The sequence below is a fragment of the Bradyrhizobium sp. SZCCHNS2022 genome (assembly GCF_032377575.1).
GTDB lineage: Bacteria > Pseudomonadota > Alphaproteobacteria > Rhizobiales > Xanthobacteraceae > Bradyrhizobium > Bradyrhizobium aeschynomenes.
The window spans coordinates 4841160-4856467 of sequence record NZ_JAUHHZ010000001.1 but is presented as its reverse complement, the minus strand read 5'-3'; the positions used below and the strand labels follow the sequence as shown (position 1 = coordinate 4856467).

The window sequence follows — 15308 nt, the reverse complement described above, 5'->3', positions numbered from 1 at the left end:
AGCTTCGAATGAGAAGGGCCGGCTCGATGAGCCGGCCTTTCGGCTATTTGGACCACAATCTTTATCGTTTTCCGAGAGGCCGCGATGATCTTCGCCCCCACCGGCGCCACCAGGCTCCACATCATCATCGGCGATCCCATCGCGCAGGTCCGTGCGCCGGCCGGTGTCAGCGAAGCCTTCGCGGATCGCGAGAGCGATGCGATCCTGGTTGCGGTCCAGGTCGCGCCGGCCGATCTCGCTGCCTTCATCGCGACGATGACGCGGGTCAAAAATCTCGACGGCATCGTGGCGACCATCCCGCATAAATTCGCTTGCTACCGGGCCTGCACGACCGCGACCGAGCGCGCGCACTTCATCGGCGCCGTGAACCTGATGCGACGTGGCGTCCATGGCAAGTGGCACGGCGACATGGTCGACGGGCTCGGGTTCGTCGGTGCAGCGAAGGCCGCGGGCTTCGATCCCGCCGGCGTTCGCGCCTTGCAGGTCGGGGCAGGCGGTGCCGGCTCGGCGATCGCGCTGGCGCTGATCGATTCCGGCGTGCGCGAGCTCGCCATTCACGACAGCGATCCAGGCCGTCGCGATGCGCTGATCGCGCGTCTCAATGAGCGCGGCAAAGGCCGCGCGGTCATCGGCAGCACCGATGCCGGCGGATTCGACATGGTCGCCAATGCGACCCCGGCCGGCATGCAGCCCGGCGATCCCCTGCCGGTCGACATGGCGACCGTCAGCCCGTCAGCCTATTGCGGTTGTGTCATCACCAAGCCGGAGGTCTCGCCGTTCATCGCCGCCGCGCGTGAACGCGGCTGCCTGACGGCGACCGGCACCGACATGTACCGGGCCCTGGAGCGCGTGATGGTCGACTTCCTCTTGTCGAAGGAGGCGCCATCCTGAAGCAGCGCCGTCCCATCTCCAGGTCCGGCTCAGCTCGCGGCCGTCTCGGCAAAGCCGAGATAGCTCGCCGCCACGCGCTGGTCGGTCGCGATGTCGCTCGCCTTGCCATTGAGCACGAACTCGCCGAGCTCCATCACATAGGCACGGTCGGCGACGTTCAGCGCGGCCTTGGCGTTCTGCTCGACCAGCAGCACCGAGACGCCTTCCTGGCGCAGCTTGGCGACGATCTCGAAGATTCCGGCGACGATGATCGGCGCCAGACCGAGGCTCGGCTCGTCGAGCATCAGCATCTTCGGCGAGCCCATCAGCGCGCGACCCATCGCCAGCATCTGCTGCTCGCCGCCCGACAAGGTGCCGGCGAGCTGCTTGCGCCGCTCCTTCAGCTTCGGAAACAGCGTATAGACGTGCTCGAAACCTCTGGAAGCATGCGCCTTCGACATCCTGAACGCGCCGAGCTGCAGATTGTCCTCGACGTTCATGGTCGCGAACAGCTCGCGATGCTCCGGCACCAGGCAGAGGCCGCGGGCGACGCGGTCCTCGATCTCGTAGCGTGCGAGGTCCTCGCCCAGGAAGGAGACGCGGCCCTTGAGCGGAAACACGCCCATGATGGCGCTCAGCAGCGTCGTCTTGCCGGCGCCATTGGCGCCGATGATGGTGACGATCTCGTTCTCGGCCACGGTGAGCGAGACCGAGCGGACCGCCTCGACCTTGCCGTAGGAGACGTGGGCGTCGCTGACTTCCAGCAGGGTGCTCATGCGGTGGCTCCGAGATACGCCTTGATCACCTCGGGATTGGTCTTGATCGCGGCTGGGGTGCCCTCGGCGATCTTGGTGCCGAAATCGAGCACCACGATGCGGTCGGCGAGATCCATGACGAAGCCCATGTCGTGCTCCACCAGCAGCACCGACATGCCGCCGGCCCTGAGGTCGCGGAGCAGCGCGCCGAGGCGCTGCTTCTCCATGTGGCGCAAGCCGGCGGCGGGCTCATCGAGCAGCAGCAGCATCGGATCGACGCACAGCGCGCGGGCGATCTCGACGATGCGCTGCTGGCCGAGCGACAGAGAGCCGGCGAGCTGGTGCATCTGGTCGCCGAGCCCGACGCGCTCGATCTGCCGCGCCGCTTCGGCGAGCAGCTTGGCCTCGTCGCCGCGGTCGAGCCGGAACATGCTGGAGAGCGCGCCGGAATGGCCGCGCAGATGCGCGCCGATCGCGACGTTCTCGAGTACGGTCATGTCAGGCACCAGCTTGACGTGCTGGAAGGTGCGGGAAATGCCGAGCTTGACGACGTCCTGCGGCGGCGCATTGCCGACGGCCTTGCCGAGCACCGAGATGTTGCCGGAGGTCGGCGGCAGCACGCCGGTGATCAAATTGAAGGTCGTGCTCTTGCCGGCGCCGTTGGGGCCGATCAGCGCCACGATCTCGCGGGCCTGGACGTCGAAGGAGACGTTGTTGACCGCCACCACGCCGCCGAACTGTTTGCGCGCATTGTCGACCTGCAGTAGCACGTTCGGCGTGCTTGCAGCGCGCTCGCGCGCCGGCAGCTTGAGCGAGGTGTCCGGCTTCTTGGCGAGCGGCTTGAACGGCAGCCGCGCAGTCAGCCACGGCCACAGGCCGGTCGGCGCGAGCTGCAGCAGGGTGACGAGGAGGATGCCGAACACGATGGTCTCGAGCTGGCCCTCGCCATGCAGCAGCAGCGGGAGATAGCTTTGCAGCACCTCCTTCAGCACCACGACGATCGCAGCGCCGAGCACGCCGCCCCAGACGTAGCCGGCGCCACCGACGACCGCGACGAACAGATATTCGATGCCGGCCTGGGCGCCGAACGGCGTCGGGTTCACCGCGCGGGTGAAGTGCGCGTAGAGCCAGCCGGACAGGCCGGCGAGGACGGCGGCGTAGATGAACACCAGCAGCTTGGCGCGCGGCGAATACACGCCGAACGCTTCCGCGGCGATGTGGCCCCGACGCAGCGCGCGGATGGCGCGGCCGGTGCGGGAGTCCAGCAGGTTCATCGTCAGCAGCGCGGAGATCAGCACGGCGGCCCAGATCGCGAAATAGATCGTGCCGGGATCGAGCATCCTGAGGCTGCCGATCGACAGCGGCGGGATGCCGGAGATGCCGTCATTGCGGCCGAGGAAGGCAAGCTTGCTGAAGAGGTAGTAGAGCCCAAGGCCCCAGGCGAGCGTGCCCAGCGGCAGATAGTGGCCGGACAGCCTCACCGTGACGAGGCCGAGCAGAACCGCGGCAAGGCCGGACACCAGCAGCGACAGCGGCAGGGTCAGCCAGGGCGAGACGCCATATTGCGCCGACAGCACCGCGGTCGTGTAGGCACCGAAGCCGACGAAGGCCGCCTGGCCGAACGAGGTGAGGCCGCCGACGCCGGTCAGCAGCACCAGCCCCATCGCGACCAGCGCGGACAGGCCGATATTGTCGAGCAGCACGATCCAGAACGGCGGCACGCCCGGGATGAACGGGATCGCCGCAACGATGACGGCAAAGACGATGAGAGGCCAACGCTCGCGCACGGCTCAATCCTTCTCTTCTTCGACCGCGGGCGCGGCGAGCGAACGCAGCAGCAGGACCGGGATCAGCAGCGTGAAGACGATGACTTCCTTGAAGTTCGAGGCGTAGAACGAGGAGAACGCCTCGACGATGCCGACGACCAGTGCGGCGACCGCCGTCAGCGGGTAGCTGATCAGGCCGCCGATGATCGCGGCAATGAAGCCCTTCAGGCCGATCAGGAAGCCGGTGTCGTAATAGAGCGTGGTGATCGGCACGATCAGGATGCCGGAGAGCGCGCCGATGGTGGAGGCCAACAGGAACGCGATCTGGCCGGACAGCGTGGTGCGGATGCCGACCAGGCGGGCGCCGAGCCGGTTGACGGCGGTGGCGCGCAGCGCCTTGCCGTACAGGGTCAGGCCGAAGAACAGCCAGAGACCGACGATGAAGGCGATCGTGATGCCGTAGACGGCCATGCCCTGGCCGGTGAAGCGCAGCGAGCCGAGCGTCGCGCTCGCGGTCAAGAGCGTCGGGCCGCGCTGGCCCTCGGCACCGAAGAACAGCAGGCCGAGGCCCTGCAGCGCCAGATGCACGCCGACCGATGCGATCAGCAGCACCAGCACCGAGGTGTGGGCGAGCGGCTGGAACACGATGCGGTAGAGCGACAGGCCGATGGAGGCGACGATCAGCAGCGACAGCACGAGGCTCACGCCGGCCGGCATGCGCTGGTCGGCGACCCACATGGTTGCGAGCAGCACGGCCACCGGAAAGGCGAGGTTGAGGCCGAAGGCGCGTGCGATCTTCGGCGCGTGCAGCGTCTTGCGCATCGCATAGAGATCGAAGGCAAAGGCGATGAGGCCCATCACCACCGCGAGCTTGGCGGTGCCCGGCATGCGACCGGCCGCAAGCGAGGCGTAGGTGAGGGCGCCGTAGGTGACGAATTCGCCCTGCGGGATCAGGATGACCCGGGTGACGGCGAATACCAGCACCAGCGCCAGCCCGAGCAGGGCGTAGATCGCGCCGTTGGTAATGCCGTCCTGCAACAGGAACAGCAAGATCGTTGTGTTCAAGACAGGACGCTCCCCCTCTGTGATGACCGGGTGCGGACGGCGCCGTGCGCCAGCCGCTGGTCGGGGCAGTTGAATTGGGCTGCCCGTGTTTGATATAGTGGATAACAATTATCGATTATAATCTCAAGGCCGCTGTTCCGGCTGCGGCATTCGGGACCAGGGATGGAAGCAAATGCGATGAATGTGGCGGACCGTGATGGCCGATAGCGCCAAGCCCGTCAGCAGGAAGGAAGGCCGCAAGGAAGCTGCCGTAGCGGCCGACGAGACGCAAGCGGTCCAGCTCGGTGAGCTGTCGGATCTGCTCGGCTATGTGCTGAAACGGGCGCAGCTGAAAGTCTTCGAGGACTTCCTGCACTGCGTCGCGCCGCTGCAGCTGACGCCGGCCCAGTTCTCCGTGCTGCTGCTGCTCGATGCCAATCCCGGGCGCAACCAGACCGAGATCGCCAATACGCTCGGCATCCTCCGGCCGAACTTCGTATCCCTGCTCGACAGCCTGGAGAGTCGCGACCTCTGCACCCGCGTCCGCTCGGCCAATGACCGACGCTCTCACATCCTGATGCTGACCGAGAAGGGCCATGCCGTGCTCGCGCGCGCCAAGAAGCTGGTGGTCTCGAAGCACGAGGCGCGGCTGAACGAGCTGCTCGGCCCTGATGGCCGCGAGGCGCTGCTGGCGATGCTGACCAAGATCGCGGAGGAGTTCTGAAGGCGCGGGGCCCTCAATCCACCAGGATCACTCGGACGTCGTTGACGTTGGTGAGCGTCGGTCCGGTCTGCAGCAGGCCGCCGGTGGCGGCGAAGAATGCAGTGGCGTCGTTGTTGGCGAGAAAGGCCTGCGGATCGAGGTTCTGCGCCCGCATCGCCGCGATGACCTCGGCGTCGACCAGCGCGCCCGCCGGGTCGGAGGCGCTGCCGCCGCCGCCATCGGCGCCGTCGGTGTCGCCGGCCAGCGCCGCGACGCCGTCCATGTCCTGGAGCAGGTCGGCGAGCGCGAGCGCATATTCCTGGTTCGGCCCGCCGCGGCCCTGGCCGCGCACGGTCACCGTCAGCTCGCCGCCGGAGATGATCGCCATGCGGCGGCCGAGCGCGCGGGCCTCGCGCGCCAGCTTGGCATGATCGGCGGCCACCTCGCGAGCCTCGCCCTCGAGATCGGCGCCGAGATCGAGCACGTCGTAGCCCGCCGCCTTGACGGCCGCGACCGCCGCCTCGAGCGAGCTGGCAGGACGCGCGATCAGCTCGAAAGAAGCGCGGGCAAAGGCGGGATCGCCGGGCTTGCAGCTCTCATTGGCGGCATCCTCGAGCGCCCGGGCGATCGCCGGGTCAACCTCAAGTCTGTATTTGGCAACGATCGCGCGGGCGTCGGCCAGCGTGGTCGGATCCGGCACGGTGGGGCCGGAGGCAATGGCCGAGGGATCGTCATGCGGCACATCGGAGATCGCGAGCGTCACGATCTCGGCCTTCTGTCCGGCGCGGGCGAGTCGACCGCCCTTGATGCGCGAAAGATGCTTGCGGACGATGTTCATCTCGCCGATCGGCGCGCCCGAGCGCAGCAGGGCGCGGGTCAGCTGCTGTTTTTGCGCAAAGCTCACGCCGTTTGCAGGTGCCACCCAGTTTGCCGAGCCGCCGCCGGAGATCAGCACCAGCATCAGATCGTCGGCCTCGGCAGTCGCGGCCAATTGCAGCGTATCGTCCGCCGCCTTGAGACCCGCCTCGTCCGGCATCGGATGGCCGGCCTCAATGACTTTCACCCGGCGGGTCGGCACGCCATGGCCATGGCGAGTGGTTGCAATGCCGGTCAGCTTCGCGGGATCGAACCCGAGCGTGTCCAGATAATGCCGCTCGGCCGCGACCGCCATCGCCGCCGCTCCCTTGCCCGCAGCAAGACAAATGATGCGCCCCTTGGGAGCCGCCGGCAGGAACGCCGGCAGCACGACGTCGGGATGCGCCGCGGCGACCGCGGCATCGAAGATCGCGCGCAACAGCGGACGGCGGCTGGTCATGCGGCGCCGCCCGCGTGCCGCACGGAGCCTATTTCAGCTCGCCGCTCATCACCTCGCCGAACAGCTGCCAGCGCTCGCCCTTGAACTGCATCAGCTGCAGCTGCTCGATCGGCTGAAAATCGTCGGGACCTGTGGTCAGCGTGACGCCGGGCAGCAGCCCGCCCTGCGCAAACTGCTTCAGGCTTGCCGCCTGCTTCATGACATTGGCGCGGGTCAGTTCGTCGCCGCATCGCTTCAGCACCTCGACCATCGTGGTGGCGATGTTGTAGCCGGTCAGCGCCGACGAATCCACGGGGTTGATCTCCGGCAGATATTTGGCGAGCAGCTCGCGGAACGCGCCGAGGCCTGGGTCATTGGCCCATTGCGGATCGGAGGCATCCTTGGCGTAGGCGGCGGAAATCACGCCCTGCGAATTCTCGACGCCGGCCGGGCGCATCACGGCCGCCGTCGAGGCGCTGACGTTGGAGATGATCGTGAGCGGCTTCCAGCTCATCTCGCCGAGCTTCTTGATCGCCTGGGCGCCGGACTTCGGCGTCGTGAACAGCACGACGATGTCGGGATTCGCCGACTTCATCTTGACGATGTGCGACTCCACCGTCGGCTCGGCGATCTCGTAGCTCTCCTCCAGCACCAGACGGGAGGAATCGCCGAGGCCGTCCTTGAGGCCCTTGAGATAGTCCTTCCCCATGTCGTCGTTCTGGTAGAGCACGGCGATCTTGCCGGTCGGCTGCTGCGCGGTGAGATATTTGGCGTAGATCCTCGCCTCCGACTGGTAGCTCGGCAGCCAGCCCATGGTCCACGGATTGGTCTTGGGCTCGTTCCATTTGGTCGCGCCCGTCGCGACGAACAGTTGCGGCACCTTCTTGGCGTTGAGATATTTCTGGATCGCCGTATTGGGCGCGGTGCCGAGCACGCCGAACAGGAACAGCACCTCGTCGCTCTCGACCAGCTTGCGCGCCTGCTCGACGGTCTTGGGCGGCGAATAGGCGTCGTCATAGGAGATGAAGTTGATCTTGCGGCCGTTGATGCCGCCCTCGTCATTGACCTTCTTGAACACGGCCGTCATCGCCTTGCCGACCGAGCCGTAGGCCGAGGCCGGGCCGCTATAGGGCACGATGTTGCCGATCTTGATCTCGGTGTCGCTGGCGCCGGTGTCGTATTTCTTGTCGGCATAGGCGCTGCCGGCAGCGGCGCCGGCCAGTGCGAGGCCGAGCAGGCCGGACACGGTGCGGCGGGTGAGGATGGTGGTCATCGCAATGGGGTTCCTTCTCGGCCTTGGAGATTGGCTTTGTTGTTGGATCCGCCCGTGAGACGGGCGACTCGTTTCACTCCAGACGAGTCCCAATAGCGCAGCAGCACGCGACACGTAACTGCAGCGAATGCATGACCGCCGTCCTTTGAGCTCCTAGCTTAAGAAATGCTTGGCAAAGACGATCGAGCTGTGCGGAGGCGATCTCCTGCGGCGTGACGCCGCAGGAGATCCGGTTCGAATTCGTCGGACCGTCAGCCGCCGACGTCGGCCGAGATCACGTCGCCGAACAGCTCCCACTTCTCGCCCTTGAATCGCATCAGCTGCAGTTGGCTGACGGGCGCAAAATCGGTCGCCGAGGTGTTGATCGTAATTCCCGGCAGCAGCATCTCGGTGCGGAAGTTGCGCAAGGATGCTGCCTGCTTCATCACGTTGGCGCGGGTCAGATCGTCACCGCACTGCTTGAGAACCTGTACGAGGGTCTGCGCGACGGCGTAGCCGACGACGGTACCGCCGTCGAGCTTGTCACCCTCCGGGAACTCCTTGGCCATGAAGTCGAGGAACTGCTTCATCCCGGGATCGTCCTTCCACTGGGGATCGGAGACGTCCTTCAGATAGGCGGCCGAGATGATGTCCTGCGAGTTCTCGAAGCCTGCGGGCTTCAGCACGCTGCCCACCGAGGCGGACACGTTGTTGAGCAGGTGCAGTGCCTTCCAATCGATCTCCTTGATCTTCTTGATCGCCTGCGCCGCAAACTTGGGCGTGGTGATGTTCATGAAGACGTCGGCGCCGGTGGACTTGAGCTTGACGATGTGGCTGTCGATCGAGGGCTCGGCCGTCTCGTAGCTCTCCTCCATGACGATCATCGACGCGGCCTTGGCGCCAAGCCCGTCCTTCAGCCCCTTCAGATAGTCCTTGCCGTAATCGTCATTCTGATACAGCACCGCGATCTTGGCGTCCGGCTTCTCCTTCAGCAGGTATTTGGCGTAGATCCGCGATTCACTCTGATAGTTCGGCTGCCAGCCCATGGTCCACGGGAAGTCCTTCGGGTCGTTCCACTTGGTGGCGCCGGTGGCGACGAACAGCTGCGGGACCTTCTTCGAGTTCATGTACTTTTGGATCGCCGAGTTCGGCGGCGTGCCCAGCGAGTTGAAGATGAACAGCACCTCATCGCTCTCGACGAGCTTGCGCGCCTGTTCGACCGTCTTCGGCGGCGAGTAGGCGTCGTCATAGGAGATGAAGTTGATCTTGCGGCCGTTGACGCCGCCTTCGGCGTTGATCTTCTTGAAGTAGGCCGCCTCTGTCTTGCCGATGATGCCGTAGGCCGAGGCCGGCCCGCTATAAGGCATGATGTTGCCGATCTTGATCTCGGTATCGGAGGCGCCGGTGTCGTACTTCTTGTCGGCTGCGATTGCGCCGCTCGAAGCGAGGACGATGGCGGCTGCAGAGGCGAGGGCGGCTCTTCGCGTGATCATCATGGTGCGTTCTCTCCCGTGTCCTTGTTGATGGCGTGCTGCGGCTTCCTTGTTGGAAGCTCTCATTGTCCGGGAACTATAGCAGAGCTGGTGCGGCGTGGTTGCGACATCACGGCACGCTCCGTGTTTTCGCGGTACGTTGCGGGGCCTTATGCATGTGCACATGCGAGAGAGCGGCGCAATCTCAGCGGGTGCGTGCTTTGCAAGAACAGCTTGAGATGAATAAGGCGGTGCTGGCTCACCGCTCGCGGCCATGACGGCGCAGCCAATGAAAAGGCCCTCCGTGCCGATAGCACGGAGGGCCAGTCGAAGATCGGCACCGCTTTCTGCGGCGATGCGCGATTACTCGATGGCGCCGCTGATCGCCTCGCCGAACAGCTCCCACTTCTCGCCCTTGAAGCGCTGCATCTGGAGCTGCTCGATGGGCGCGAAGTCGGTGGCCGAGGTGTTGATCTTCACGCCCGGCAGCAACGTATCGGGCGTGAAGTCCTTCAGGCTCGCGGCCTGCTTCATCACGTTGGCGCGGGTCAGGTCGTCGCCGCACATCTGCAGCACCTTCACCAGGGTCTGCGCCGCGCCGTAGCCATACACGGTCGAGCTGTCGAGCTTGTTGGCATCGGGATAGTACTGCGCGAGGAACTCGGTGAACTTCTTCATGCCGGGATCGTTCGCCCACTGCGCGTCAGCAGCGTCCTTGGCGTAGGCGGCGGACAGGATTCCTTGCGAGTTCTCGAACCCGGCCGGCTTGATGACGCTGCCGACCGAAGCCGAGACGTTGACGACAATGTGCAGCGGATGCCAGTCGATCTCGGCGAGCTTCTTGATCGCCTGCGCCGCAAACTTCGGCGTCGTGACGCTGAAGAAGGTGTCGGCGCCGGAGGCCTTCAGCTTGACGATGTGGCCGTCGATCGAGGGCTCGGAGGTCTCATAGCTCTCCTCCAGCACGATCATCGACGCGGCCTTGTCGCCGAGGCCGTCCTTCAGCCCCTTGAGATAGTCCTTGCCGAAATCGTCGTTCTGGAACAGCACGCCGATCTTGGCGCCCGGCTTGTCCTTGAGGAGGTACTTCGCATAGATGCGGCCCTCGCTCTGGTAGCTCGGCTGCCAGCCCATGGTCCACGGGAAGTTCTTCGGATCGTTCCACTTGGTGGCGCCGGTGGCGACGAACAGCTGGGGAATCTTCTTGCCGTTGAGATATTTCTGAATCGCCGAGTTCGAGGGCGTGCCGAGCGGGTTGAAGACGAACAGCACCTCGTCGCTCTCGACCAGCTTGCGCACCTGCTCGACGGCCTTGGGCGGCGAGTAGGCGTCGTCATAGGTCACGAAGGTGATCTTGCGGCCGTTGATGCCGCCCTCGGCGTTGATCTTCTTGAAATAGGCTTCCTCGGTCTTGCCGATCACGCCGTAAGCGGACGCAGGGCCGCTATAGGGCATGATGTTGCCGATCTTGATCTCCGTATCCGATGCGCCGGTGTCGTATTTCTTCTGGGCCAGTGCTCCGCCCGAGGAGAGGGCGATGACCGCCGTGGCGAGCGCGGCGATTCGTAGTTGTTGTACGACCTGCAAGATTTCCTCCTTAGTTCTTTCTGAGTTTGCCGAGCAGCTGCTGGGCCACCATCGCCACCTGCCGCGACCCGTGCGGCACGAGGAAGATGACGAGGAACAGCAGCACGCCGAACACCGCGCCGGACAGGCCCTTGGAGATCCCTTCGGCGATGTTGGGAACGAAGATGATGAAGGCGGAGCCGACGAACGAGCCGGGCAGCCAGCCGACGCCGCCGACCACCATCCCGAGGAACAGCGAGATCGCCAGCGTGATCGTATAGCTGTCCGGCGCCACGAACTGCACCGCGATCGCGCCGAGACCGCCGGCGACGCCGGTGATGCCGGCGCTGACGCCGAACGCCAGCGTCTTGTAGGTGGCGACGTCGATGCCCATGGCGGAGGCTGCGATCTCGTTGTCGCGGATCGCCATGAAGGCCCGGCCGGAGCGCGAGCGCAACAGGTTCACCGAGAACACGTAGATCGCGATCGTGATCGCCAGCGTGAAGTAGTACAGCCACATGTCCTGCGACATCGGCAGCCCGAACGGCGCGTCCGGCTTGGTGACGACCAGGCCCTGCACGCCGCCGGTCCAGTGCTCGAAGAAGCCGAGCTTGAGGATCTGCGGCATGGCAGTGGCGAGCGCGAAGGTGGCGAGCGCCAGATAGACGCCCGACAGCCGCAGCGCCGGCTGGCCGAACAGGAAGCCGGCGCCGAAGCAGATCACGCCCGCGACCGGCAGGGTCAGCGCGTAGTTGACGTTGTACTGCTCCATCAGGATCGCCGACGTATAGGCGCCGATGGCGTAGAACGCGCTGTTGCCGAGCGAGAACTGGCCGGATCCGCCGGTCAGGATGTTGAGCGCCAGCACGGCAAGCCCGTAGATCAGGAGCATCGTCATCTGGAAGATGATGAAGTTCTTGACGAACAGCGGCACGACCAGCAGCAGCAGCACGATCACGAAGGCCGTTCCGGCATTCAGTGTCATGGCCCGCTTCGGCACGGCCTGGACCGCAGGCGTCTGGGACGCGATTTCCTCGACTGCGCTCATGATCAGACTCGCTTCACGATGTTGCGGCCGAACAGGCCGGCGGGCTTGATGACCAGGACGGAGATGATCAGCGCCAGTGCGATCGGCAGCTTCATCTCGTTGCCCACATGCGGGATGTAGGTGCCGGCGAGGTTCTCGAAGATGCCGACCAGGAAGCCGCCGAGCACCGCGCCGAACGGGCTGGTGAGGCCGCCGAGCACGGCTGCGGCGAAGCCGTAGATCAGCACGCCGCCCATCATGTTGGGCTCGAGGAACACGACGGGTGCGATCAGCATGCCGGCGATCGAGCCGATTGCCGCCGCCATGCCCCAGCCGAGCGCGATCATCCAGGACGTGTTGATGCCGACCAGCCGGGCCGATTCGGGCACCGCGGCCGCCGCGCGCATGGCGAGCCCGACCCTCGTGTACTGGAAGAAGAAGTACAGGCCGGTCAGCAGCAGCAGAGTGATGCCGATCATGCCCGCCTGGTGCGTCGAGATCAGTTGGCTGCCGAGGAAGGGCGAGGAGCCGAACGGCGTCGGATATTGCTTGATGGTGAAGTCCCAGGTCAGTCCGGCAAACGAGTTGATGATCGAGTACAACGCGATGAAGCCCGCGACCTGGGTCAGGATCGGCGCCTTGGTCAGCGGCTTGAACAGCACGCGCTCGATGGCGATGCCGCCGGCGAAGGAGAAGGCCAGCGTCACCACGAAGGCGACCCAATAGGGCAGGCCCCATTGCATCAGCTGCCACGAGATGAAGGTGGAGAACATCGCCATCTCGCCTTGCGCGAAGTTGAGATGGTCGATGGCCTGGTAGATCATCACGACGGCGAGCGCCATGCAGGCGTAGATCGCGCCCGTCGCAATGCCGGCCAGGACCTGGTTGGTGAAGAGTTCCATCGTCCCGCCTCCGTTAGTAGCCCAGATATGATTTGCGGACGTTTTCGTCGTTCGCGATGTCTGCGGCCGCGCCCGACATGACGATTCGTCCGGTCTCGATCACATAGGCCTGGTCGGCGAGCTCCAGCGCGAGCTGCGCGTTCTGCTCGACGACGAGGATTGACACCTTCTCGTCGCGATTGATCTTGCCGAGAATGCCGAAGAGATCGCGGACCACCAGCGGCGCCAGGCCGAACGACGGCTCGTCGAGCAGCATCAGCCGCGGACGCAGCATCAGGGCGCGGGCCACAGCCAGCATCTGCTGCTCGCCGCCGGACAGCGTGCCGGCCTGCTGGGTGTGACGCTCCTTGAGCTTCGGGAAGTAGGAATACATCCGCTCGATGTCGGCGACGATGGCCGCCTTGTCGCCGCGGGTGATGGCGCCGAGCTGCAGGTTCTCCTCCACCGTCATGTTGGTGAAGGTGCCGCGGCCCTGCGGCACATGCGCGATGCCGAAGCGGACGATGCTCTCGGTGGATCTGTTATTGAGCGGCTTGCCCTCGAACTCGATCGCGCCGGTCGAGCGCACCATGTTGCAGATCGCACGCAAGGTGGTGGTCTTGCCGGCGCCGTTGGCGCCGAGCAGCGTCGTCAGCGAGCCCTCGTTGAGCGAGAAGGAGAGGCCGTGCAGGGCCTGGACCTGGCCGTAATAGGCGCGCAGGTCCTTGACGTTGAGAAGCGCCGTCATTGATCCTTGCTCCCGAGATAGGCCTTGATGACGTCGGGATCGGCCTGCACCTGGGCCGGCGTGCCCTCGGCGAGCTTGCGGCCGAAGTTCAGCGCCACGACATGGTCTGCGATCGACATCACGAGACCCATGTGATGCTCGACCAGCAGCACGGTGACGTGACGATCGTCGCGGATGCGGCGGATCAGGTCACCGAGCACATAGACTTCCTCGTGATTGAGGCCGCCGGCGGGCTCGTCGAGCAGCAGGATCTTCGGATCGGCGGCGAGCGCGCGCGCCAGCTCGACGCGCTTCTGCGTGCCGAACGGCAGGCCGGACACGGTCTTGTGCGCGACCTCCTCGAGATTGAGATAGGCGAGGATCTCGTGAACCTTGGTGTTCACCGAGGTCTCGCTGCGCCGGATCCAGGCCAGCCGCAGCGAATCCGAGATGATGTCGCTGGAGGTGCGCGCATGCGTGCCGACGCGAACGTTGTCGAGCACCGACAGATTGGGAAACAGCGCGACGTTCTGGAACGTGCGGCCGATGCCGATCTCGGCGATGCGGTGCGGCGGCCGCTTCAGGATGCTGTGGCCTTCCATCAGGATGTCGCCCGAGCTCGGCTGATAGAGCCGGCTGAGGCAGTTGAACAGCGTGGTCTTGCCGGCGCCGTTCGGGCCGATGAGGCCGAGGATCTGGCCCTTCTGCATGTCGAACGACACGCCGTTCAGCGCGACGATGCCGCCGAACACGACGCTGACGTCGCGAACCGCGAGCAGCGGGGCGTCAGTCTGGGCGAGTTGTGCCTGCGTCATCTCGTCTCGCCCCTCCCGAAATCATTCAGGGACGGACGCGGCGCCAGCCGACCGCGATGATGCAGGCTATCTGATACCCTCGGCAACACGGGCAACTTTTCCTCCTGGCTTCGGCTTTTTATTGGGTTCTTTGTGAGACGATTGGCTCGTCTGAGTATTCGTCTGATTAGTTTGCGGAGCGAGTCCGCCAAGCGCTGCTTCGATTTTCCTTACCATCGCGACGAGACGAGGTCCAATGTCGGTCAGCAGACGCTCTTCCGTGAAGCGGAATGCAGGCGCGCCGCAATTGATCGCGTAGGGACCTGTTCCATCGTTGAGCCTGAGCGCAACGCCGACGGCGTGGACGTCGTCCTGCCACTCGCCGGCCGAGATCGTGAAGCCGTGCCTGGCGACGGTTTCACCGGCGCGCTCGATGCCGTCGCGAATCCTGGGCCAGCGGTTGCCGTAATGCTCGCGCATCTCGCGCATCAGGACCGTGCGTTCCTCCTCGGGCAGGGCCCAGAGGTATGCCCGGCCCATCGCGGTGGTCGCAATCGGAATGCGCGAGCCGACATCGAGCTCGACATTGACCACGCCGTGCCGGCTCTGGCCGATATAGATCATGCTGAGCCGGTCGCGGCCGCCGATCGCCACCGCGCCGCCGGTTTCGCGCATCAGCTGCTCGCGGAACGGCTCCGACAGCTGCCGCACGCCGAGATTGGCGAGCGCGGCATAGCCGAGCAGCAGCGCGGACGGTGCGAGCTGATATTTCTCGAAGCGGGGAACGGGAGTGAGGTAGCCGAGCTTGGTCAGCGTGTATGTCAGGCGCGACACGGTCGGCTTGGGCAGGTTGGTGCGCGCGGCGATCTCCTGGTTGCCCAGCAGGCCGTCATTGGGCCTGAAAGCCCTGAGCACTTCGAGGCCGCGCGACAACGCAACGACGAAGTTGCGATCGGTCGCAGCTTTCTTCCCTGGGCGTTTCATGTCATCGGCTGTTGATTGATGAGCCTCGTTGACAACGCTCGTGCTTCAAAATAACCCTGGCTGTCAAGATGTGGAATTAGATTTCGCACTGCGGAATTGACGTTCGGCAGCGGGTAGACGCAAGCAAGGCTGATACTCTGCGCAAATGAAGAGCGAAGAATGGGTCGGGGCGT

14 protein-coding genes are annotated in these 15308 nt (G+C 65.1%); 2 read left to right on the top strand and 12 right to left on the bottom strand.

What is annotated here, in order from left to right; translation table 11 throughout:
- The first annotated feature begins 84 nt into the window (after positions 1–84).
- Positions 85–891, top strand: a complete 807-nt coding sequence (locus tag QXZ94_RS21770; RefSeq protein WP_315722148.1) for a shikimate dehydrogenase — start codon at positions 85–87, stop codon at positions 889–891.
- A gap of 29 nt (positions 892–920) precedes the next feature.
- Here the strand turns inward: QXZ94_RS21770 and QXZ94_RS21765 are convergent, their stop codons facing one another.
- Genes QXZ94_RS21765 through QXZ94_RS21755 form a run of 3 tightly spaced genes read right to left on the bottom strand, consistent with a single transcriptional unit; the run spans position 921 to position 4456 of the window.
- Entirely contained in the window at positions 921–1646 is a 726-nt protein-coding gene (locus tag QXZ94_RS21765; protein ID WP_315722147.1) for an ABC transporter ATP-binding protein, read from the bottom strand.
- Positions 1643–3412, bottom strand: a complete 1770-nt coding sequence (locus QXZ94_RS21760) for a branched-chain amino acid ABC transporter ATP-binding protein/permease (RefSeq protein WP_315722146.1) — start codon at positions 3410–3412, stop codon at positions 1643–1645. Before QXZ94_RS21760 ends, QXZ94_RS21765 begins: the two co-directional genes overlap by 4 nt.
- A 3-nt stretch (positions 3413–3415) precedes the next feature.
- The gene (locus QXZ94_RS21755) at positions 3416–4456 is read right to left on the bottom strand and encodes a branched-chain amino acid ABC transporter permease (RefSeq protein WP_315722145.1); all 1041 of its coding nucleotides are present in this window, start codon (positions 4454–4456) and stop codon (positions 3416–3418) included.
- A gap of 196 nt (positions 4457–4652) precedes the next feature.
- Here QXZ94_RS21755 and QXZ94_RS21750 point away from each other — a divergent pair, with 196 nt between their 5' ends.
- Positions 4653–5159 carry a MarR family winged helix-turn-helix transcriptional regulator gene (locus QXZ94_RS21750; protein WP_315722144.1) on the top strand — a complete coding sequence of 169 codons (507 nt, stop codon included), beginning with the start codon at positions 4653–4655 and terminating at the stop codon, positions 5157–5159.
- 13 nt (positions 5160–5172) lie between these two features.
- On the opposite strand, the gene QXZ94_RS21745 is transcribed toward QXZ94_RS21750, so the two are convergent.
- The 9 genes from QXZ94_RS21745 to QXZ94_RS21705 all read right to left on the bottom strand — a co-directional run bounded on the left by QXZ94_RS21745 (position 5173) and on the right by QXZ94_RS21705 (position 15135).
- A complete protein-coding gene (locus QXZ94_RS21745; RefSeq protein WP_315722143.1) occupies positions 5173–6453 on the bottom strand; it encodes a glycerate kinase in 1281 nt (426 codons plus the stop codon).
- Positions 6454–6481: 28 nt separating this feature from the next.
- Positions 6482–7705, bottom strand: a complete 1224-nt coding sequence (locus QXZ94_RS21740) for an ABC transporter substrate-binding protein (protein WP_315722142.1) — start codon at positions 7703–7705, stop codon at positions 6482–6484.
- A 251-nt stretch (positions 7706–7956) separates the two neighbouring features.
- Entirely contained in the window at positions 7957–9180 is a 1224-nt protein-coding gene (locus tag QXZ94_RS21735) for an ABC transporter substrate-binding protein (RefSeq protein WP_172111502.1), read from the bottom strand.
- A gap of 339 nt (positions 9181–9519) precedes the next feature.
- Positions 9520–10743: an ABC transporter substrate-binding protein gene (locus QXZ94_RS21730; RefSeq protein ID WP_315722141.1), complete on the bottom strand. Its 1224-nt coding sequence runs from the start codon at positions 10741–10743 to the stop codon at positions 9520–9522.
- Positions 10744–10753: 10 nt separating this feature from the next.
- Positions 10754–11770, bottom strand: coding sequence for a branched-chain amino acid ABC transporter permease (locus QXZ94_RS21725; protein ID WP_315722140.1), 1017 nt, complete (start codon positions 11768–11770; stop codon positions 10754–10756).
- 2 nt (positions 11771–11772) lie between these two features.
- Positions 11773–12651: a branched-chain amino acid ABC transporter permease gene (locus QXZ94_RS21720; protein ID WP_172111499.1), complete on the bottom strand. Its 879-nt coding sequence runs from the start codon at positions 12649–12651 to the stop codon at positions 11773–11775.
- A 13-nt stretch (positions 12652–12664) separates the two neighbouring features.
- Positions 12665–13378, bottom strand: coding sequence for an ABC transporter ATP-binding protein (locus tag QXZ94_RS21715; protein WP_315722139.1), 714 nt, complete (start codon positions 13376–13378; stop codon positions 12665–12667).
- The gene (locus tag QXZ94_RS21710) at positions 13375–14172 is read right to left on the bottom strand and encodes an ABC transporter ATP-binding protein (RefSeq protein WP_315722138.1); all 798 of its coding nucleotides are present in this window, start codon (positions 14170–14172) and stop codon (positions 13375–13377) included. Before QXZ94_RS21710 ends, QXZ94_RS21715 begins: the two co-directional genes overlap by 4 nt.
- Positions 14173–14238: 66 nt before the next feature.
- Positions 14239–15135 carry an IclR family transcriptional regulator gene (locus tag QXZ94_RS21705; protein ID WP_172183469.1) on the bottom strand — a complete coding sequence of 299 codons (897 nt, stop codon included), beginning with the start codon at positions 15133–15135 and terminating at the stop codon, positions 14239–14241.
- Positions 15136–15308: the final 173 nt, after the last annotated feature.